At 64.0% G+C, this 19,832-nt stretch carries 24 protein-coding genes and 1 tRNA gene; 12 read left to right on the top strand and 13 right to left on the bottom strand.

Features of this window, described 5'->3' with window-relative positions:
* Positions 1-16: 16 nt before the first annotated feature.
* The 3 genes from B4400_RS11035 to B4400_RS11030 all read right to left on the bottom strand — a co-directional run bounded on the left by B4400_RS11035 (position 17) and on the right by B4400_RS11030 (position 1,276).
* Positions 17-601: a hypothetical protein gene (locus tag B4400_RS11035; protein WP_078311593.1), complete on the bottom strand. Its 585-nt coding sequence runs from the start codon at positions 599-601 to the stop codon at positions 17-19.
* A gap of 69 nt (positions 602-670) precedes the next feature.
* Complete coding sequence (locus B4400_RS24625) at positions 671-814, bottom strand: hypothetical protein (RefSeq protein WP_170914978.1); 144 nt, start codon at positions 812-814, stop codon at positions 671-673.
* A 12-nt stretch (positions 815-826) separates the two neighbouring features.
* Positions 827-1,276 carry a very short patch repair endonuclease gene (locus B4400_RS11030; protein ID WP_078311675.1) on the bottom strand — a complete coding sequence of 150 codons (450 nt, stop codon included), beginning with the start codon at positions 1,274-1,276 and terminating at the stop codon, positions 827-829.
* 89 nt (positions 1,277-1,365) lie between these two features.
* On the opposite strand from B4400_RS11030, the gene B4400_RS11025 reads away from it, so the two are divergent.
* Together B4400_RS11025 and B4400_RS11020 are read left to right on the top strand one after the other, a co-directional pair.
* Positions 1,366-2,547, top strand: a complete 1,182-nt coding sequence (locus B4400_RS11025) for a DNA cytosine methyltransferase (protein ID WP_078311592.1) — start codon at positions 1,366-1,368, stop codon at positions 2,545-2,547.
* Entirely contained in the window at positions 2,544-3,146 is a 603-nt protein-coding gene (locus tag B4400_RS11020) for an Eco29kI family restriction endonuclease (protein ID WP_078311591.1), read from the top strand. The genes B4400_RS11025 and B4400_RS11020 overlap by 4 nt, the downstream gene beginning before the upstream one ends.
* A gap of 14 nt (positions 3,147-3,160) precedes the next feature.
* Here the strand turns inward: B4400_RS11020 and B4400_RS11015 are convergent, their stop codons facing one another.
* The gene (locus B4400_RS11015; protein WP_078311590.1) at positions 3,161-3,409 is read right to left on the bottom strand and encodes a hypothetical protein; all 249 of its coding nucleotides are present in this window, start codon (positions 3,407-3,409) and stop codon (positions 3,161-3,163) included.
* Between the two features lie 272 nt (positions 3,410-3,681).
* On the opposite strand from B4400_RS11015, the gene B4400_RS11010 reads away from it, so the two are divergent.
* On the top strand, positions 3,682-4,281 hold the full coding sequence (locus tag B4400_RS11010) for an Eco29kI family restriction endonuclease (RefSeq protein WP_286151356.1): 600 nt from the start codon (positions 3,682-3,684) through the stop codon (positions 4,279-4,281).
* Between the two features lie 384 nt (positions 4,282-4,665).
* On the opposite strand, the gene B4400_RS11005 is transcribed toward B4400_RS11010, so the two are convergent.
* The 4 genes from B4400_RS11005 to ponA2 all read right to left on the bottom strand — a co-directional run bounded on the left by B4400_RS11005 (position 4,666) and on the right by ponA2 (position 9,567).
* Positions 4,666-4,739: transfer RNA gene (locus B4400_RS11005), tRNA-Pro, on the bottom strand.
* Between the two features lie 279 nt (positions 4,740-5,018).
* Positions 5,019-6,089, bottom strand: coding sequence for an L-cysteine desulfhydrase Cds1 (cds1, locus tag B4400_RS11000; RefSeq protein WP_078311588.1), 1,071 nt, complete (start codon positions 6,087-6,089; stop codon positions 5,019-5,021).
* A 1-nt stretch (position 6,090) separates the two neighbouring features.
* A complete protein-coding gene (locus B4400_RS10995) occupies positions 6,091-7,053 on the bottom strand; it encodes a metallophosphoesterase (RefSeq protein WP_078311673.1) in 963 nt (320 codons plus the stop codon).
* Between the two features lie 93 nt (positions 7,054-7,146).
* A complete protein-coding gene (gene ponA2 / locus B4400_RS10990) occupies positions 7,147-9,567 on the bottom strand; it encodes a transglycosylase/D,D-transpeptidase PonA2 (RefSeq protein ID WP_139361361.1) in 2,421 nt (806 codons plus the stop codon).
* 258 nt (positions 9,568-9,825) lie between these two features.
* Between ponA2 and B4400_RS10985 the strand changes: the two genes are divergently transcribed.
* Positions 9,826-10,143 (top strand): WhiB family transcriptional regulator, encoded by a 318-nt coding sequence (locus tag B4400_RS10985; RefSeq protein WP_078311587.1) that lies wholly within the window; start codon positions 9,826-9,828, stop codon positions 10,141-10,143.
* Between the two features lie 77 nt (positions 10,144-10,220).
* Here the strand turns inward: B4400_RS10985 and bagB are convergent, their stop codons facing one another.
* Entirely contained in the window at positions 10,221-11,342 is a 1,122-nt protein-coding gene (gene bagB, locus B4400_RS10980) for an ATPase BagB (RefSeq protein ID WP_078290131.1), read from the bottom strand.
* On the bottom strand, positions 11,339-12,334 hold the full coding sequence (bagA, locus tag B4400_RS10975; RefSeq protein ID WP_078311672.1) for an ATPase BagA: 996 nt from the start codon (positions 12,332-12,334) through the stop codon (positions 11,339-11,341). The genes bagB and bagA overlap by 4 nt, the downstream gene beginning before the upstream one ends.
* 115 nt (positions 12,335-12,449) lie before the next feature.
* On the opposite strand from bagA, the gene sp36 reads away from it, so the two are divergent.
* The 4 genes from sp36 to B4400_RS10960 are packed head-to-tail and all read left to right on the top strand — an operon-like array spanning position 12,450 to position 14,721.
* Complete coding sequence (sp36, locus tag B4400_RS24375) at positions 12,450-12,611, top strand: Sp36 family protein (protein ID WP_005063257.1); 162 nt, start codon at positions 12,450-12,452, stop codon at positions 12,609-12,611.
* On the top strand, positions 12,608-13,081 hold the full coding sequence (locus B4400_RS10970; RefSeq protein WP_078311586.1) for a RidA family protein: 474 nt from the start codon (positions 12,608-12,610) through the stop codon (positions 13,079-13,081). Before sp36 ends, B4400_RS10970 begins: the two co-directional genes overlap by 4 nt.
* Complete coding sequence (locus B4400_RS10965) at positions 13,081-13,869, top strand: MBL fold metallo-hydrolase (RefSeq protein WP_078311585.1); 789 nt, start codon at positions 13,081-13,083, stop codon at positions 13,867-13,869. Before B4400_RS10970 ends, B4400_RS10965 begins: the two co-directional genes overlap by 1 nt.
* 6 nt (positions 13,870-13,875) lie before the next feature.
* Positions 13,876-14,721, top strand: a complete 846-nt coding sequence (locus B4400_RS10960) for a DMT family transporter (RefSeq protein ID WP_078311584.1) — start codon at positions 13,876-13,878, stop codon at positions 14,719-14,721.
* An 11-nt stretch (positions 14,722-14,732) separates the two neighbouring features.
* Here the strand turns inward: B4400_RS10960 and crp are convergent, their stop codons facing one another.
* Positions 14,733-15,407: a cAMP-activated global transcriptional regulator CRP gene (gene crp, locus B4400_RS10955; protein WP_078311583.1), complete on the bottom strand. Its 675-nt coding sequence runs from the start codon at positions 15,405-15,407 to the stop codon at positions 14,733-14,735.
* Positions 15,408-15,498: 91 nt separating this feature from the next.
* A complete protein-coding gene (locus tag B4400_RS10950) occupies positions 15,499-15,837 on the bottom strand; it encodes a hypothetical protein (RefSeq protein ID WP_078311671.1) in 339 nt (112 codons plus the stop codon).
* Positions 15,838-16,120: 283 nt separating this feature from the next.
* Here B4400_RS10950 and nth point away from each other — a divergent pair, with 283 nt between their 5' ends.
* The 4 genes from nth to marP are packed head-to-tail and all read left to right on the top strand — an operon-like array spanning position 16,121 to position 19,486.
* Positions 16,121-16,801, top strand: coding sequence for an endonuclease III (nth, locus tag B4400_RS10945; protein WP_078290137.1), 681 nt, complete (start codon positions 16,121-16,123; stop codon positions 16,799-16,801).
* Position 16,802: 1 nt separating this feature from the next.
* Positions 16,803-17,456: a TlpA family protein disulfide reductase gene (locus tag B4400_RS10940; protein ID WP_078311582.1), complete on the top strand. Its 654-nt coding sequence runs from the start codon at positions 16,803-16,805 to the stop codon at positions 17,454-17,456.
* 3 nt (positions 17,457-17,459) lie between these two features.
* On the top strand, positions 17,460-18,224 hold the full coding sequence (locus tag B4400_RS10935; protein WP_078311581.1) for an NUDIX hydrolase: 765 nt from the start codon (positions 17,460-17,462) through the stop codon (positions 18,222-18,224).
* Complete coding sequence (gene marP, locus B4400_RS10930) at positions 18,221-19,486, top strand: acid resistance serine protease MarP (RefSeq protein WP_078311580.1); 1,266 nt, start codon at positions 18,221-18,223, stop codon at positions 19,484-19,486. Before B4400_RS10935 ends, marP begins: the two co-directional genes overlap by 4 nt.
* Here marP and B4400_RS10925 read toward each other — a convergent pair.
* Positions 19,460-19,832, bottom strand: a 373-nt coding sequence (locus tag B4400_RS10925; RefSeq protein ID WP_139361360.1) for an alpha/beta fold hydrolase, incomplete at its 5' end; no start/stop codon positions are given. The genes marP and B4400_RS10925 overlap by 27 nt on opposite strands.

Raw genomic sequence — 19,832 nt, 5'->3', positions numbered from 1 at the left:
GTGGAGTTCTAGGGCGTCAGCCCATCAACGACGTGAGCAGCGGATTGCCCGAGGTCTCGGCCCGCTTCTCGGGGTCGGTGCAGTCCTTCCACTTGCCGTTCTCCAGCACGAATTCGCGCTGCTGATTGGCGGTCACGTCGTGGCCCTGCGCGGTGACCCCGGCGGTGGCAGTCGGTCCGGTGACGTTGATGTCGTGGACGTCGTAGGTGACGCCGGACAGCACCTCTTTGGCTGCTGCGCGGAACGACGAACGGTAGGCCTTGTCGTCATTGTTCTGGATCGCGGTGGTCAGCGCCTGAGCGGTGGGAGCGGAGACCCCGGCCGCGGACGCAACGGCGCTGATCATGCCCGGCCCGTACCCAGCGACCTGACCGATCGGGGGGATCTGGTCATCAGCAGACTTCGAGGCGATCGTGCCGCGGTACTTGTCGCAGAAGAATGTCGAGAGCGTGGCGTTGTCGAGCGACTTGATCGCCGAAGCCTCGCCGGAAATGATCTGCCGGATCTGCTGGTCGTCGGCAGGTGCGGCGGCGGCCAGCGCCGGTCCGCTGAGTGCGGCTGCCAGTGCGATCACAGCGGCACCCACTAGGCGATTCTTCATCTGAAAGCTCCCATCGTCGGGTTTTGTCAAACCTTACCGAATGAAATGTCGCGTGCCCGGGCTTAGCTGTTACCGGTACATCGCGACCAGGAGCACCAGCCCGGCCAGCACACCGATCAACATCACAGCCTTGCGCAGCTTCCACACGAGAAGCAGGCCGATGGCGATGGCCGCGAGGGCGACAGGATTCGACGCGATTTCAGAGACGGCCATGCCTCCACCATGTCACGGTGGTGGGTCGGGTCGGCGTTCGGTCGCTCCTCGTGAAGTAACTGCTCGCCGCACTGTCTCAGCTATCGATTCTGGGGGCTCATGCTCCCAGAATCGGAGCACCAGCCAGTTTGATTCGCGTAGTAGGGCGTCTGTGCGAAGGTCCCGTTCCGCGTTTGACTTGACCTTGTTTGCCCAGAATGTTGAGTTAACACGGGCTGGACGATGATGGTCTGGGCAACCGTGCCAGAAGCAGCCGTCCAGGAAGACCGCGACTTTCGCGCCGGCGAACACCATGTCCGCCTTTAGGCGTCTGTGCGCGGTCAACGGGGCGTAGTCGACTCGGTATCGAAGCCCCATTGAGTGAACGAGGCGGCGAACAGCTAATTCAGGTGCAGTGTCACGTCTGCGGTTGCCTTGCATGACTGCTCGAGTCGCCTCGCTAGACGCCCAGCTCTCGGTCATGTCCTCAGTGTGACGGGTGTGTCCGTTGTGGTCGATACTTGTCAACGTGTCGAGCAGGGGTTGTCGGCCTGCGTGGATAGAATCCGGCAATGCGCAGTGTCGAGCTTTTCGCGGGCGGCGGCGGCTTGGCTCTCGGAACTCATCTGGCCGGCTTCACGACAGAGCTAGTGGCTGAGTGGGATCGCTGGGCGTGCGACACATTGCGTGAGAATCGAGACGCGGGCCATCCCCTCGTTCAAAGGATGGATGTCCGTGAGGGTGACGTACGTAGCATCGACTGGTCGGAAGTGCCGGAAGGTGTTGACCTACTGAGCGGAGGGCCACCGTGCCAACCGTTCTCCACAGGTGGCAAAGCAGGTGCCGCCGATGACAAGCGGGACATGTTTCCCGCTACCGCCGAGGTCATCCGTGCGTTAAGGCCTAGAGCGTTCATTATTGAGAACGTTCGGGGGTTAACTCGGTCCGCCTTCTCTGACTACTACTCCTACATCCAGCTTCGGCTTGAACATCCGGAGCTAATCAGTCGGCCAGGCGAGTCGTGGGGCGAACATCTTGCGAGGTTGCAGGCGGAACACACGTCGATACGTTCGGATCTCCAGTACAAGGTGATTCCCACTCTGGTTAACGCCGCTGATTACGGAGTACCGCAACAACGGTGGCGCGTGTTCTTTGTGGGATTTCGGTCAGATGTGGACGCGGAGTGGAGCTTTCCTGAACCAACGCATTCTGGAGCCTCATTGCGGTCAGCGCAGGAGCGAGGTGACTACTGGGATCGCCACAGAGTCGCCAAGAAGTTCCGAGTGCCTACTGTGCGTTCGGCTGTGCGTACGGATTCACTTCTGCGGCCGTGGCGGACGGTGCGTGACGCAATTAGCGACTTACCAGCACCGACCAAGTCTGGGAGCTCCGCTTTTCTTAACCATGTGCTGCAGCCCGGTGCCCGTTCCTATCCGGGCCACACAGGCTCTTACATAGATGCCCCAGCAAAGGCTCTGAAGGCTGGCGTGCATGGAGTGCCCGGGGGCGAGAACATGCTTCGCGATAGCAACGGGGCGGTTCGCTACTTCACCGTTCGCGAGGCCGCACGGCTGCAGACCTTTCCTGATCGGTACCACTTGCACGGTCCTTGGGGTGAAGCGATGCGGCAGTTGGGAAACGCGGTTCCGGTGCTACTAGCAGAGACTGTCGCGTTCTCAGTCCGCGAGCATCTCGATTTGGCGTCCATTCGGGCTAGGCGCACTCGAAGTAGTCGCAAGGAGGCCACGGCATGACTGCTCCGTTCAATCCTCTCGGTATGGAGAATTTGGCGCAATCGATTGTGACGAGAATCGAAGAGATGGAGCCCGAGTCTCTCGATTCAGTCAAACGATTTGTGGGAGCTGGCATATATGCGATCTACTATTCTGGGGAATTTGAGTTGTACCAGGAAATGTCCTGTTTGAACAAACAGAATTCTCGAATTCCTATCTACGTTGGCAAGGCGGTGCCTAAAGGTGGGCGACGTGGTTTAGAGTCGGCTGATCACTCAAGCACCAAGGCGTTAGCAGACAGAATCCGTGAGCATGCGTCGAGCGTGCGGGCTGCCCGTAACATCGACATCGCGGACTTCGCGGTGCGATGGCTCATCGTGGAGGATATCTGGATTGCTTTAGGCGAATCTGCGATGCTTCGGCGCTATAAACCGGTTTGGAATGCCGTGCTGGATGGCTTTGGAAATCATGACCCTGGCAGCGGACGAATTAATGGCAAGAGGTCGGCGTGGGACACGCTCCACCCTGGGCGTCCATGGGCAGACAAGTACCCTGAACGGGCCGATTTGCCCGAACATATCGGACAGGAAGTGACGCAGTATCTTCGCTCGCGCTTGTAATCAGTACCGCATTTTTATTGATGCCCGCTCATTTGGTCCTGGCTCGTGTTCTTGGCCCATCCGCATTCGGGGTGGCGTGGGTCCCAAGGACACTGCGCATCGTCCCACTGCTGTCTGACCATCTCCCAGCCTTGCTCGGCGGTGATCACGCCGCCATCGCGGAGCGCCCGCCAGCTAGCACGTGCGTCGGACATGATCTTCTCGGACCGCACGGGCAGAGCAGTGACGTCATCGGTGTCCTCGGGCTCAGCTACATCCCCCATCTGTCGATGGTCGCATGGTCACCTCTAGTGTCGGGGATGTGACAGTGAAGAAGGATGTCGCTGACCTCCTGGCGGGGATTGCGACCGTCCGCCAGACCGTCGACAAACTCGTGGGGCGCTCCCTCACCCCAGGGCAGCGCGCTGAGGTTAAAGCCGCAGCATCTGATCTGCGAACTCACCTTCGGCCAACACTGCATCCGAGGCAACTCCCGCCTGCCGTTTTCGACCCATCTGACACGCGAGTGTTCGGCAGGGTGGCCGCTTTGGCGCTGGTGGCTCAAAAACCGACGCCACTTGCCGACCTCGACACATCCATTTACGGGTCTGGGATCTACGCGCTCTATTACTCGGGGAAGTCTCCGTTGTATGCGCCGATCAGCGGCTCCGCGAGCCCGATCTACGTGGGCAAGTCCTCGCCTCCCGACGGTGCCATCACGGTCATCGAACAGGACAACGTGCTCATGGCTCGACTTCGGGACCACAAGTTGTCGATCAACAGCGCGGTCGGCAACCTCGACATCGCGGAATTCAGTTTCCGATTTCTGGTGGTCGCATCGGGCTGGGAGTCTCCCGCTGAGCTTGAGCTGATCCGCTATTTCAAGCCCGTGTGGAACAAGGGGAACGGGATTGAGCCAGTTCATGGCTTCGGCAACCACAACCCTGGAGCAGGGCGTGCGCCTGGAAGTCAATCAGAGTGGGACACCCTCCACACAGGGCGCAGCAGTGCATCACTCAAGGCTAACGAAAAGACCTCCGCCCAACTCAAGACGCAGGTCGCGAAGCACTTCAAGCAGGTGCCTCCCGTCGCCAGCAGGAACGCGGTGATCGAGCACTTCTTGGAGTCCATTGCCGAGCCCCCGACGAACATCTAGCCCGAGGCGTCACGGAGCATGTTGTCCCCATCAGGGACTACCGTGCGCCCCTGCTTGCGTTACGGCACACAGCAGCGTCCTAGCCGTGTAATCGGTGACAAACGTGAAGGGTCTGCAGAGGACGCTTGGTCATCAGCTCTGCGGCGATGACGCTGGATCGGTACGCGCGGCACCTATTCGACTCGGACCTCGCGTAGGTAGTTGGACGGCTCCACTCAGCTCGCGCGGCGGCTCTCACTCCGAAGCCTTTCGAGGACTGAACCCATTGTCGTGTTTAGCCTGTGTTTAACGGGGCATTCTGCGCGGCTTTCGACCATAGATACAAGCAAGGCGCTAACCCAGGAAATCCCAGGTCAGCGCCTTGCTGTCGTCTCAACCAACGAGTCGGGGTGGCGGGATTCGAACCCACGACCTCTTCGTCCCGAACGAAGCGCGCTACCAAGCTGCGCCACACCCCGCTTTGAAGCCTTGCAAGGGTATCGCATCGAGGCCATCGGTCGCGAATGCGTTGAATCGAGGGTCCCAAAGCGGGTGTGACGTGCCGTTATCGCCGGGCGCCCGCGCAGCACCGTCAGACGGTCCCGGTACTCGGCCTCGGTGATCTCGCCTCGGGCGTAGACATCCCCCAAGGTGCGCTCGCCCCGACGCCCGGTTCGGCGGCGCCGTGCGGAGACGATCGGCCCAGGGGCGGCAGTTCGCCTACGCGTCCCGGCGTAGCGACGATTACGTCGCCTGGCCTAACCCCACCGGCCGGTGTCCTCGAACTCGGCCAGACGCTGTGACGGCTCCTTTAGATCGAAGCCCTGCTCGGCGACCCAGCCGTCGTTGAAATAGGTGTCGGCATACCGATCGCCGGTGTCGGCCAGCAGTGTCACCACTGACCCGGGGACACCATCACGTGCCATCTCAGAAATGAGCCGGAACGCGCCGCAGAGGTTGGTTCCCGTCGACGCCCCCACTCGACGGCCCAGCACTCTGCTGGCGTGTCTCATCACCGCCACCGAAGCGGCATCGGGTACCTGTTCCATGCGGTCCACCACGGTCGGCAGGAACGAGGATTCCACCCGGGGGCGTCCGATGCCCTCGATGCGCGACGAAATACCTGTCACCACTTCATGTCCCGCTATGTATGACGGGTAGAAGGCCGAGTTGTCGGGATCCACCACGCACAATTGGGTGGGGTAGCGCCGGTACCGGATGTACCGCCCGATGGTCGCGCTGGTGCCGCCGGTGCCCGCGCCGACCACGATCCACGTTGGCAGCGGGTGTTTTTCGTGATGCATCTGGTTGAAGATCGATTCGGCGATGTTGTTGTTGCCGCGCCAGTCGGTCGCTCGTTCGGCGTTGGTGAACTGGTCCAGATAGTGTCCGCCGGTCTCGTCGGCGAGTCGCTGTGCCTCGGCGTACACCTGCTGTGCCTCATCGACGAAATGGCAACGGCCACCCTGAGACTCGATCAAGGCGATCTTGCTGGGGCTCGTCGAGGCGGTCATCACCGCGATGAACGGCAACCCCAGCAGTTGCGCGAAATAGGCCTCGGAGACGGCGGTCGAACCGGAGGAGGCCTCCACGATCGTGGTGCCTTCCCTGATGAACCCGTTGCATAGCGAGTACAGGAAAAGTGAACGCGCTAAACGATGTTTGAGGCTCCCGGTGATGTGCGTGGACTCGTCCTTGAGATACAGCTGCACATCCACGGTGTCGGCCCAGGCCGCAGGCAACGGATATCGCAGCAAGTGGGTGTCGGCGCTACGGCGGGCGTCCGCCTCGATCAACCGGACCGCGTTATCGGCCCACGCACGGCTCACGTCACTGCGCGGTGGCGCTGGGCAGCCGGTCGCCGGATTCGGCGTCCGCCCCTTGGCCGCGGATGCGTGCGGGCACCAGTGTCAGCAGCGTCGCCTCCGGGCGGCAGAAGAACCGCATGGGCGCGAACGGTGATGTCCCGATACCCGCCGACACGTGCAGCTGCATGTGCGAACCCCACTGCGACGGGCCTTTCACCCGGGACCGATCCAGCTCGCAGTTGGTGACGATGGCACCGTAGAACGGCAGGCACAGTTGGCCGCCGTGAGTGTGGCCGGCCATCACCAGCTGGTAGCCATCCTCGGCGAAGCGATCCAGCACTCGCGGCTCTGGCGAATGAGTCAGGCCGAGTCGCAGAGTGGCCAGCGGATTCGGCATTCCGGCGATGGTGTCGTAGCGGTCCCGGTGCAGATGTGGGTCGTCTACGCCAGCAGCCGCGATCCGCACCCCGGCGACCTCCAGCTCGTGACGAGTGTGGGTCATGTCGTGCCAGCCACGCTCGGTGAACGCGGCGCGCAGATCCTGCCACGGCAGTGGTTCGCCGTGCGTGCGCTCGTCGCTCTTGTAGAGGTACTTGGCCGGATTCTTCAGCCGCGGGCCGAAGTAGTCGTTGCTTCCGAAGACGAAAAGCCCCGGGATCGACAGCAAATCACCGAGTGCCTGGACAACCGAGGACACCGCTCTGGGGTGGGCCAGGTTGTCGCCGGTGTTGATCACCAGGTCCGGCTGCCATTGCGCGAGCTCGCGCAACCAGGCCTGTTTGAGGCGCTGACCGGGCCGCATATGGATGTCGCTGATGTGCAGCACGCGCAGCGGGGAGGCGCCGGGATCGAGTACATCCATCGTCGCTTCACGGATGGTGAACGCGTTGCGTTCGATGATCGAGGCGTACCCGATACCAAGCGCGGCCGAACCTGCCGAGTACGCCGCGGCCCGCTTGATAACCGTGTTGAACGACGTGTTCATCATCCGAGAGTAACTCCGAAAGCTGAGTGGCCCCTGATCACCGGCGCGAAACGTGGCGAATTTCTCGTCGTGGATGATCCCCCGCGCGCTAGATCACGGGGGCGGCGCGAGCACCGGCACGGTGATCGGCGGCAAGCCGGGAATGTTGACGACCGTGGTGGTCATCTCACCTGGTGGGCCGCCAAAGCCCGGAATGACGATCGGCGGCGGCGCCGGCGGGATGCCGTTACTCAACAAGATGGTGATGGTGGAGCCGGGGATGGTGGTCCCGGACGGGCTGGTGCCCACGACCTCGTTGAACGGCGCGGTGCTGTTCACGACGCTGGCCTGATCTGCCACCTTGAAGCCGGCCTTCTTGAGGGCGTCACGCGCCTCGCTCTCGCGCAACCCATTGATGCTGGGCACCTTGGAGCCCGGGCCTCCTTCGACATACCGCGGTTCAGTGGGCGGTAGGGCAGTGGGGCCGTAGTTCTCGGCAATCGGCTTCATGGCCTCGAACCAGGCCCGTGCCGGCTCGTTGCCGCCGTACAGGTTTCCGTCGCCGCACTTGCGCAGCGGGAACGAACACAGATCGCCCGGGCTGGTGGAGTCATCGAAGATGTAGCTCGCCCCGGCCAAGTTGTTGGTAAAGCCCAGAAACGCCGAAGACCGATGTGCCTCAGTGGTTCCCGTCTTACTGGACAACGGCAGGCCCCAGCCGACCGAACCTGCCGAGCCTGCGGCGGTGCCGCCGGGCTGGTCGTCCTTGCTCAGGGCGTTCGCGAGAGTGTTGGCCAATCCGGTGGGCACCACCTGCTCGCACGACTCGGTGGTCGTCGGCACCTCTTTGCCGTGGCGGTCGAAGACCTTGTCGATGGGATTGGGCGGGCACCACTTGCCGCCCGAGGCCAAAGTGGCTGCCACATTGGACAGTTCGAGGGCATTGACCTGGATGGGGCCCAGCGTGAACGAGCCCAGGTTGTACTTCTTGATGTAGTCGGCCAGGCTCTCGTCGCCCTCGGGATCATAGGGTTTGGCGGTGCCCGCCTGCGCGTAGGAACGCATGCCCAGCTTCACGGCCATATCGACCGCCTTGGACACGCCGATCGACTGAATAAGCTTGGCGAAGGCGGTGTTTGGTGAGGTCGCCAGGGCGTCGGTCACGCTCATCTGCCCGCGGTAGTTGCCGACGTTTTTGACGCACCAGGTGTCCTTGGGGCAGCCCTTGGTGCCATCGCTGCTGCCGAGGCCCTTGGCCGCAAAGGTGGGCGGCACGTCGAGCACGGTGTTGATACCCATGCCCATATCCATGGCCGCGGCGATCGTGAAGATCTTGAAGATCGAGCCGGCGCCGTCGCCGACAAGCGAGAACGGCTGCGGCTGCATGGTCTCGTTGGTCGCGCCATCCAGACCGTAGGTGCGACTCGAGGCCATCGCCAGGATGGGGTGGCTAGTCTGCCCGGGTTTGATGACGCTCATGACGTCGGCAACGCCGTTGAGGCCCGGATCGGCGACGTGCGAGACCGCCTGTTTCACCGAGTTCTGCACGTCGGGGTCCAGGGTGGTGCGGATGAGGTAGCCGCCCTTCATCACCTGGTCCTTGCTGATCCCGGACTTGGCCAGGTAGTCGAGCACGTAATCGCAGAAGAACGCACGGTCACCGGCGGCGATACAACCGCGTGGCAGTTCGTTGGGCTGGGGCAGTACACCCAGGGGCTGTGCCCTGGCGGCCACGAGTTCGGCCTTCTTCTCGGGGGCGTTGGCGATCATGGTGTCGAGCACCAGGTTGCGGCGCGCCAGCGCGCGCTCGGGATTGACGTAGGGATTCAGCCCGGAGGTGGACTGCACCATGCCCGCCAACAGCGCCGCCTGCTGCCAGTTCAGGTCCTTGGCGTCGACCCCGAAGTAGGTCTGTGCGGCGTCCTGCACGCCGAAGGAGTTGTTACCGAAGGACACCAGGTTCAGGTACCGGGTCAGGATCTCCTGCTTGGTAAAGGTGCGGTCCAGCCGCAGCGCCATCCGGATCTCGCGCAGCTTGCGCGCGGGGGTGGTCTCGATGGCTGCCTTGCGTTCGGCGTCGGTCTTGGCCACCACCAGCAGCTGGTAGTTCTTCACATACTGCTGCTCGATGGTCGAACCACCGCGCGTGTCCTCGTCGCCGGAGGCGTACCCGGCCAGACCGCCCAGCGTGCCCTTCCAGTCGACACCGTTATGCGAGGTGAACCTTTTGTCCTCGATGGACAGCAGAGCCAGCTTGATGGTGTCGGCAATCTGGTCGGCGGGCACCTCGAAACGCCGCTGTGTGTAGAGGTACGCAATCTTGTTGCCCCTGGCGTCCTCGACCGTGGTGACCGCGGGTACCTCACCCTCGAGCAGCTGGGTGGAGCCGTTGGCCACCACATCGGATGCCCGATTGGATGCGAGCCCGAATCCGCCCGCAAGGGGGAACATCAGCCCGGCCAAGACCACCGCCGCGATAAGCCCGCAGCCCGCGAGCTTGGCGAGGGTCACCGTCTCGGGCGGGCGTTCTGACATACGCACAGGGTAACTGGCGTCCCAGGGGGGTGTCTGCGGGTAGTTGATCGGTAACGCGGGGCTCCGAAAGGGCGATGAAAAGACGTTGTCGGCACAACCGTCCCAAAAAATTCGGATCAGGTGTTGCGTTGGAGATCCCTGACCACTAGCTTGATCTCACGGTGTGATTCAAGTTACACACCGAGCGGACTGTGGCCCACGCCTCTTGTGGGCCACTAGTGACAGAAGGGATAACCCGTGTCAGCTTCAAGGCCTGCCATGAGTGCTTTACATACAGTGGGATCGATCGATGGTGGAGAAGCACGCATTGCCTGGGTTTCGCAGGCCAGATGCAGACAAGGCGACCCTGACGAGTTGTTCGTCCGCGGAGCGGCACAGCGCAAGGCCGCAGTCATCTGCCGGCATTGCCCGGTGATGATGGAATGTGGTGCCGACGCCCTGGATAACCGGGTGGAATTCGGCGTATGGGGCGGACTGACCGAACGGCAGCGCCGCGCGATGCTCAAAGCTCACCCCGAGGTCGAGTCCTGGGCGGACTTCTTCGCCGCGCAGCGCAAGCACAAGAGCGCCGTCTAACACTTAGCGCCGAGCGCGCGCTCAGGCCCGCCGATCCGCGAGGATTGGAGCACCTGAGTGCGCGCTCGTTGCGTTTTTTAGGAAGCGACGCCGGTGATCTGATCGGCGATGGCGCGCAGCGCGTCCACATCGGAGACATCGAACGGGAGCGAGGGCACTCCGACGATCGGGACCGTGGGGTTGGCACTCGTGAACCGCGACAGCAGCCGGATTTCCCGCTTGGCGGTCGCCGCGCGCTCGGCATGAACCCGCAGCACCGCTCCGGGCAGGCTGTACTCGCCCGATTCCTCGAGATTGTCCGCGACATCGATGGCGCGCTCGACGGTCAGGCTCGACAGCGTGGGGTGGGTGCGGTTGAGGATGAGGCCCGCCAGCGGCATGCCCTCTTGGCTCAGCCGCTCGACGAAGAAGGTCGCCTCACGCAGCGCATCGGGTTCGGCGGCCGACACCACGACGAACTGAGTGCTGCGCCGGCGCAGCAGTTCGTAGGTGCGGTCGGCCTTCTCGCGGAAGCCTCCGAACGTGGAGTCCAGTGATTGCACGAACAGGGAAGCATCGGAAAGCAATTGCGATCCGAGCACCGTCGACAGCGCCTTCATCGCCAGCCCGACGGCTCCGGTGACGATCCGGCCCAGGCCGCGGCTGGAGCCCAGCAGCATCTTCCAGAGGCGTCCATCCATGAAGCTGCCCAACCGCTTTGGCGCGTCCAGGAAGTCAAGGGCATTGCGGGATGGTGGTGTGTCCACCACGATCAGGTCCCATTTATCTTCGTGGAGAAGCTGTCCCAGTTTCTCCATGGCCATGTATTCCTGCGTGCCCGACATGGAAGTGGCGACGGTCTGATAGAACTTGTTGTCCAGAATCGATTGTGCGCGATCGGATCCCGCGTGCTGGACCACCAGCTCGTCGAAGGTGCGACGCATGTCCAGCATCATCGCGTACAGCTCGCCCTTGATGCCTTCGACGTGCACCTGTTGCGGGGTGTTGCCCAGTGCCTCGATGCCCAGCGACTGGGCCAACCTGCGTGCAGGGTCGATGGTGAGCACCACGACGGTGCGGCCGTACTCCGCGGCACGGAGTGCGACCGATGCGGCGGTGGTGGTCTTGCCGACACCGCCTGCGCCGCAGCAGACCACGACGCGATTCTTGCGATCTTCCAGGATGGCCGCCATGTCCAAGACGGCAGGTGTGTTGCTCATCGGACTCCCTGCTCGGCCAGGCTCTCGGCCAGTTCGTAGAGGCTGCCTAGGTCGACGCCGTCGGCCAGCGTGGGTAATTCCAGTCGAGGTATCTGCAGCTCGCCAAGCAGCTCTTCGCTCTCGGCGCGCGCACGCATCCGTGTCGCGTGCTCGATCGTCTCGGTAAGCAGACCGGCGAAGTCCGCGTCGGAGAGAGTTACGTTGTTATCGGTCAATGCCTTACGCACCGCGTCGGCGTCGATGACGCCCTCGGCGGCCTTATCCAGATCGGCGGGCGAGAGGTGTGGCACCACGGTTCGGTTGACGATGACGCTGCCGATCGGCAGGCCCATCTCGCTCAGTTCCGCGATGGCCTCGGCGGTTTCCTGCATGGGCAGCGCCTCAAGCAGGGTCACCAGGTGGATGGCCGTCTGGTCCGAGTGCAGCAGCTTGCGCACTCCCTCGGACTGGGAGTGGATGGGGCCGCCCTTGGCGATATCGGATAGTGCCGACGTCACATCGAGGAAGCGGGCGATCCGGCCGGTGGGCGGTGCATCGACCACGACGGCGTCGTACACATGCCGCCCGGACTTATCGACGCGGACGATGCACTCCTTGATCTTTCCGGTCAGGATGACGTCCCGCAGACCCGGCGCGATGGTGGTGGCGAACTCAATGGCCCCGATGCGCTTCATCGCACGCCCGGCCAGTCCGAGGTTGTAGAACATCTCGAGGTACTCCATGAACGCCGTTTCGATCTCGACGGCGAGGGCATTCACCGCCCCGCCGCCCTCGGCGGTGGCGATCTTGAGTTCCTTGGGTGCCAGTGGAGGTACGTCGAAAAGCTGGGCGATGCCCTGCCGGTTTTCGACCTCGACCAGCAGTACCTTGCGGCCGCCCGCGGCCAGCGCAAGGGCCAGCGCCGCGGCGATGGTGGACTTTCCCGTCCCGCCCTTGCCGGTCACAAAGTGCAGTCGCGCATTCGCGACTCGTGCGGGCCAGGCATCTGACAAGGGCCCCGCCGCCGCATCGCTGGGGGAGTCAGGGGAAGTGTTCACCACGCACGCATGCTAACTGTCCATGATCGAGCCGATGTCAGAACGTCTGTGCTTGTCTAGGGTTGCGTGTATGACCGAACGCACCGCATGGGAGTACGCCACCGTCCCGCTGTTGACACATGCCACCAAGCAGATCCTGGACCAGTGGGGAAGTGACGGCTGGGAGCTGGTGAGCGTGCTACCCGGACCCACCGGTGAACAGCACGTCGCCTACCTGAAGAGGTCGAAATGAGCACCCATAGCGCCCGGCTCGCCGAGCTCGGAATCGAACTGCCCGCCGTCGCAGCGCCCTTGGCCGCGTATCAACCCGCGGTGCGCAGCGGCAACCACGTCTACACCTCGGGGCAGCTGCCCATTGTGGACGGCAACCTGGTCGCCGCGGGCAAGGTGGGCGCCGAGGTCACGCCGGAGGATGCCAAGGCACTGGCCCGTACCTGTGCCCTCAATGCTGTCGCCGCGGTGGACGCGCTCGTCGGGATCAACAACGTCGTGAAGGTGGTCAAGGTCGTCGGATTCGTCGCCTCGGCACCTGGGTTCACCGGCCAGCCTGGTGTGGTGAACGGAGCATCGGAGCTGCTGGGCGACGTGTTCGGGGATGCCGGTGTGCACGCGCGCTCGGCCGTGGGTGTTGCGGAGCTGCCGATCAACGCCCCGGTGGAGGTGGAGATCGTGGTGGAAGTCAGAGCGGAAGCCTCCGCCTGATGACCCATCCCGCCTACGGGCAACTGCGTCCGGTCACCGAGACCGCTTCGGTGCTGCTGGCCAACAACCCGGGGATGATGACGCTCGAAGGCACCAATACCTGGGTGCTGCGCGCGCCGGGCAGCGACGAGGTCGTCATCGTCGACCCTGGTCCGGGTGTCGCCACCGGTGACCCCGATGTGCACGTCGAGGAGCTGGCGAAGATCGGCAAGGTGGCTCTGGTTTTGGTGAGCCATCGGCATTTCGATCACACCGGTGGTGTCGACCGTCTGGTCGAGCTGACCGGTGCGCCGGTGCGTGCCGCGGACCCGGCGTGGCTGCGCGGCGATTCGGTGGCGCTGTCCGACGGTGAGCGCATCGACGTCGCGGGATTGTCGATCTCGGTGCTCGCCACCCCCGGGCACAGCGATGATTCGGTGTCCTTCGTTCTGGATGACGCGGTGTTGACCGCCGACACCATCCTCGGGCGGGGCACGACCGTCATCGCACAGGACGGAGGCGGCCTGGGCGACTACCTGGAATCACTGAAACGCCTCGAGGGCCTGGGCAGGCGCACCGTGCTGCCCGGCCACGGTCCGGAGCACGGTGATTTGTCGGCGATCTCGGCCGAGTACCTGGCGCACCGCGAGCGGCGTCTTGACCAGGTGCGCGGGGCGCTGGCCGCATTGGGTGAGCATGCCTCGGCCCGGCAGGTTGTCGAGTTCGTCTACACCGACGTGGACCCGTCGCTGTGGGGCGCCGCCGAATGGTCGGTGCAGGCGCAGCTGGACTACCTGCGCGCTGTTTAGTCAGCGGTGAACCCCATCCCATTGGCCCTCGCGGGGTCGCTCAGCTGGGGCATCAGTGACTTCATTGGCGGGCACGCGAGCAAGCGGCGTTCCACGCTCGCCGTGCTTGCGCTGAGCCGGCCCGTCGGGCTGGCCGTGGTGAGTTTGGTGGCTGTGCTTACCGCGTCTACGCATTTCGACGGCCGCACGCTGCTGGGAACGCTTTCCGGCCCAGCGGCTTTCACGGCTCTCTACGCGTTGTATCGCGCGCTTGCCATCGGTCCGATGGGGGTCGTCTCGCCCATCGCGGCGGTGGGCGCAGTGGTACCGGTCATCTGGGGCGCGATGATCGGACAGTCACTCTCGGGGCTGACATATCTGGGGCTGGCCGGCACACTCGTCGGCGTCATGTTGGCCTCTGCCTCGCAGGGCTTGGATGGACAGCGCCCGGGGCGACAGGTGCTGGTGTGGTCGTTCTTCTGCATGGTGATGTTCGGGGTCTGCATGATCCTGCTGGCCGAGGCAGGCCGGCATCACCCCGTTGAGGCGGTGGTGGTTTCCCGCGCCACCGAGGTGATGCTGATCCTGGTACTGGGGGCGTTCAACTGGACGAGCCTGCGGCGGAACCTGCGCCCGCCGTTCGGGGTGGTGCCCTTCGCAGGGGTGCTGGACACGTCCGCGATCCTGCTGTTCACGTACGCCTCATCGCGCGGAAGCCTGGGTGTGGCGGCGGTGCTGTCCTCGCTGTACCCAGTGGTGACAGTGCTTATCGCCCGCGTGGTGCTCCATGAGCGGCTCAGCCGGATTCAACAAGCCGGTGCGGTGTTGACGCTGGTGTGCGTCGCGGTGGTGGCGTTCAGCGCGTCACGCTGATGCACGAACCGCTAGCGCGCGCGGCGAGCCAGACGCTCCGAATCGGAGATCAGGACGCTCTTGCCCTCCAGCCGGATCCAGCCGCGGTGCGCGAAATCGGCCAGCGCCTTGTTCACGGTCTCGCGGGACGCACCCACCAGCTGAGCGATCTCTTCCTGCGTCAGGTCGTGCGTCACGCGCAGCGAGCCGCCCTCCTGAGTGCCGAACCGCTGGGCCAGCTGTAGCAGCTGCTTGGCGACGCGACCGGGCACATCGGTGAAGATCAAGTCGGCGAGATTGTTGTTGGTGCGGCGCAGGCGGCGAGCCAACACGCGTAGTAGCTGCTCGGCGATCTCCGGACGGTCGCCGATCCAGGCGCGCAACGCGTCCCGGTCCATCGACACCGCGCGCACCTCGGTGATGGTGGTGGCGCTGGACGTCCGGGGCCCGGGGTCGAAGATCGACAGCTCACCGAACATGTCCGACGGGCCCATGATCGTCAGCAGGTTCTCACGGCCGTCGGGTGACCGGCGTCCGATCTTCACCTTGCCCGTGATGATGATGTACAGACGGTCGCCTGGCTCGCCCTCGGCGAACACCGTGTGCCCGCGCGGAAAGTCAACCGGCTGCAGCTGCTTCGTCAGTGCCGAGATGGCACTCGGTTCGACACCCTGGAAGATTCCGGCCCTGGCCAGGATCTCGTCCACGTTTGCCCCTTACCCAAATTCGTTGGTCATGCTTGCGCTGGCCTGCTCGACATGAGTCTAGAGGCCAAGTCGCTAAAGAACGTGATCCAAGCTACACCGCTGCCCCACCGGCACGCAGTGAATCCACCACCGAATGCCGTGAGCGCATGGAGGGCACACCCTCGTCACGCAGGCGATTCATGGACAAACCGTTGACTCGTGGCTGGTTATAGCCGTTTGTGGTGGCCTCGTACACCGCTTCCAACGACGGCTCGATGCGTTGCAACTGACGCTGGTGCAAACCCTCGATGGCCGACGGCATGCCGTCACGGGCGAGCCGATTCATATCCGATGGACTTGCTTGGTCCAGGAAATCGGCGACCTCACTTGGCTGCAAGGTATGCCGCATCAACCCGGCTTCCAGCCTGCCCAGCCCAAGGCTGGCAAGCATGAGAAGTCCGGGTACCAACAAACCGAATAGGCCCGACACGGGTTGAAGTAAACACGCCCAAGATCTCGACGAGGTCACGAAAAACAACCGGTTTGTCCTGCGCAAGGGTGCAATCGGTGGACGTGCTCGCCCCTGCGGTGTCGCAAGCTCCCGCTACCCTGGGCTTGTGTCTGTGACCGGATCGGCCTCTAAGCCCAGAGCGAAATCGACGGCGAAGACGTCAGCCCCGGTCCGGGCCGGGAAGACCGAGACGCACACGGGACTGGTCCGTCGTGCGCGACGGATGAATCGAACTCTGGCGCAAGCATTTCCACATGTTTACTGCGAACTGGATTTCACCACACCGCTGGAATTGACGGTCGCCACCATCTTATCGGCGCAATGCACCGACGTTCGGGTCAACATGGTGACCCCCGCATTGTTCGCCAAGTACCGCACGGCGGAGGACTACGCCGGGGCCAACCGGACCGAACTCGAAGAAATGATCCGCACCACCGGCTTCTACCGGAACAAGGCGAACTCGATCATCGGGCTGGGAACCCAGCTGGTGGAGCGATACGGCGGCGAGGTGCCGCCGCGCCTGAAGGACTTGGTCACCCTGCCCGGCATTGGCCGTAAGACGGCAAATGTTGTCCTGGGCAACGCCTTTGACATCCCGGGCATTACCGTCGACACGCATTTTGGACGGCTGGTTCGGCGTTGGGGGTGGACCGAGGAAGAAGACCCGGTCAAGGTCGAGCACATTGTCGGCGAGCTCATCGAGCGCAAGGAATGGACCCTGCTCAGTCACCGGGTGATCTTCCACGGCCGGCGCGTATGCCATGCCCGCAAGCCGGCCTGCGGGGTGTGCACCCTGGCCAAGGATTGCCCGTCGTATGGGCTGGGCCCGACAGATCCGGAGCTGGCGGCCGCGCTGGTGAAGGGCCCGGAAACCGAGCACTTGCTGGCCTTGGCCGGGTTGTGACGTGGCTCGGCTCAGCACCGGGGCACGGTGGACGATCGTCGGGGTGGTGCTGGTCGCCGCGCTGATCACCGTCATGTTGTCGCAACAACACGATGAGCGGCAGCGCGGGCCGCGGGGCCAGGAAGCTGTCGCCGCCCGGGAACGCCGAGACGCCGATACCCCCGAGGCCCTGGCGGAACTGCGCCGCCAGGCCCAACTGCCGCCCTGTCCGGCCGCTGGTAGCGCCCCGGGCATGCCGGAACTGGCCGGGATAACTCTGGAATGCAGTGGGGTCAGCGTGCCGGTCGGTGCCGCGCTCGCCGGGCGTCCGGTGGTGCTGAACCTGTGGGCTTACTGGTGTGGTCCGTGTGCCGATGAGCTGCCGGCGATGGCCGAGGTGCAGCGCCGCGCGGGCGACAAGCTGACCGTTGTGACGGTGCACCAAGACGAGAATGAGGCCGCCGGGCTGGCCAAGCTGGCCGAGCTCCACGTCCGGCTGCCGATGATCCAGGATGGAGCCCGCCGAATCGCGGCCGCGCTGAAGTCACCGAATGTCATGCCCACAACAATTTTGATTCGTGCGGACGGTAGCGTTGCCCGAGTGCTACCGCGTTCGTTCACTTCGGCGGATGAGATCGGTGCCGAGGTGGAGCAAGCGTTGGGAGTGAGGTTCTAGGTCGTGACTGCCGATGAGCCGCTTGCGCGAAGAGGATTGGCGACGGCGCCGTTGACGCCCGGCGCCGCTCCTGACTGGATGCGACCGCTGGTGGACAACGCCGCGGGTGTCAAAGATATCTACGGCCGAGGCGTGCACCCCGCGATCAAGGCGGTGCTTCGGGCGCGCAAGCTGCCTTCCTCCGGGCGTCCGGCGGCGGTTTTAGTGCTGGTATCCGCCGACGGAACGGTCACCGACCCCACCGAGGCAGATCTGTTGCTGACGGTGCGGGCATCGACCTTGCGTCAGCACAGCGGCCAGGTGTCGTTTCCCGGCGGCGCCACCGATCCCGGTGACGGGGGACCGGTGGGAACGGCATTGCGTGAGGCGCACGAGGAGACGGGGCTGGATCCCGTCCGGGTGCAACCGCTGACGGTGATGGAGCCGCTCTTCATTCCTCCGTCCGGTTTTCACGTCTCGCCGGTGCTTGCGTATTCACCCGATCCAGGTCCGGTCCTCGCCGTCGATCCGGGCGAGACCGCCGAGGTTTCGCGCGTGAAGATCGGCGACCTCGTCAATCCGGCAAATCGGATCATGGTGACCAAGAAGACTTTTGGTATTCGTTACAGCGGCCCGGCCTTCTTGCTTCCGGGGATGCTGGTGTGGGGTTTCACCGGGCAGATCATCGCGGCGATGCTGGAAGTGTCCGGCTGGGCGCAGCCGTGGGACACTCGTAACCTTCGTGATCTTGATGAGCTACTGGCCGAGCACCTGGGAGGGTCGGTATGAACCTGAATCCATCGCAGTGGCTTGATATCGGCGTCATCGCTGTCGCATTCATCGCGGCGGTGTCCGGATGGCGTTCCGGCGCATTGGGTTCCCTGATGTCCTTCGTCGGAGTGATTCTGGGCGCGGTGGCGGGCGTCATGCTCGCTCCGCATGTGGTGGGCAACCTGGATGGAGCGCGCACCCGACTGTTCGCCTCACTCTTGCTCATCCTCGTGCTGGTGGTCATCGGTGAGGTCGCCGGCGTGGTGCTGGGCCGGGCCATGCGCGGCGCCATCAAGAATCGGGCGTTGCGCGCCGGTGATTCGGCGGTGGGGGTGGTGCTGCAGGTAGCCGCCGTACTGGTGGCCGCATGGCTGCTGTCCATCCCGATGCAAAGCTCGAATCAGCCGAATATCGCTGCGGCAGCACGTGAATCGAAGGTGCTCAGCCAGGTCGACAAGTACGCCCCGGACCAACTCCGCAAGGTGCCCAACGATCTGTCGAAGCTGTTGGACACCTCTGGGGTCACCAGTGTGCTGCAGCCGTTCGGCAAGACCCCCATTGCGGCCGTTGATGCGCCGGATTCATCACTGGTTGATGGTCCGGTGGTGCGCGGAGCCGAGCCGAGCGTCGTCAAGATCAAGGGTATTGCCCGCAGCTGCCAAAAATCGCTTGAGGGAACCGGATTCGTCATCGCCCCGCACCGCGTGATGTCGAATGCCCACGTGGTGGCCGGCACGAACAGTGTCACCGTGGAGTCGGCGGGGCAGACCTTCGACGCCAGCGTGGTGGCCTACGACCCCAGCGCGGACATCTCGATCCTCGCCGTTCCGGATATGCCGGCGGCGCCGCTGGTCTTCGCGCCCAAGCCTGCCAAGACCGGGGATGATGCCATCGTGCTGGGCTACCCGGGCGGTGGGAACTACAAGGCGACCCCGGCGCGGGTCCGCGAGATCATCGAACTGAATGGCCCAGACATCTACCGGTCCACCACGGTCACCCGCGAGGTGTACACCGTCCGGGGCTCGGTGCTCCAAGGCAATTCGGGCGGTCCGCTGATCGACACGGAAGGTCGGGTGCTCGGCGTGGTCTTCGGGGCGGCCATCGACGATGACGACACCGGATTCGCGCTCACCGCCAAACAGGTCAAGGATCAGCTCGCCAAGGCCGATCTTGTCGAGCCCGTCGGTACTGGCAGCTGCATCTCCTCGCCGGAGGCCAACAAGTCGCCGGAGCAGCCCGTCAATGGGCCGCAGTCACCGGCGCCCAATAAAGCCCCGTAGGTGTTCGTTGACGGTGGCGGGATCTTCCTCGTGGCCGTAGTGACCCACCCCGCGCAGTGCGGCGAACTGTCCGTGGGGTGCGAATCGCAGTGACCGGTGCACCGGGTCGGCGAGCACGTACGGATCGGTATCGCCGCGCATGTGGAGCACGGGGACGGACAGTTCGCGGTTCATCGAGCGCATGAAACGCCAACCTTCGCTGCGTAATTGGCTGCGCACCGCCCACCGCTGATACTCCAGCGCGCAATGGGCCACCCCCGGGATGGAGATCGCGGTGCGCAGCTGCTTCATGGTCTCGGTGAAATCCTCGGTGGTGGTCCACTGTGCGCCGGCCCGCGAGCGCACC

Origin of the sequence: Mycobacterium sp. D16Q13 (assembly GCF_002013375.1) — a bacterium.
In the GTDB taxonomy this organism is placed as follows: Bacteria; Actinomycetota; Actinomycetes; order Mycobacteriales; family Mycobacteriaceae; genus Mycobacterium.
The sequence above is the reverse complement of the archived record's forward strand: the minus strand, read 5'-3'. Positions and strand labels throughout refer to the sequence as shown.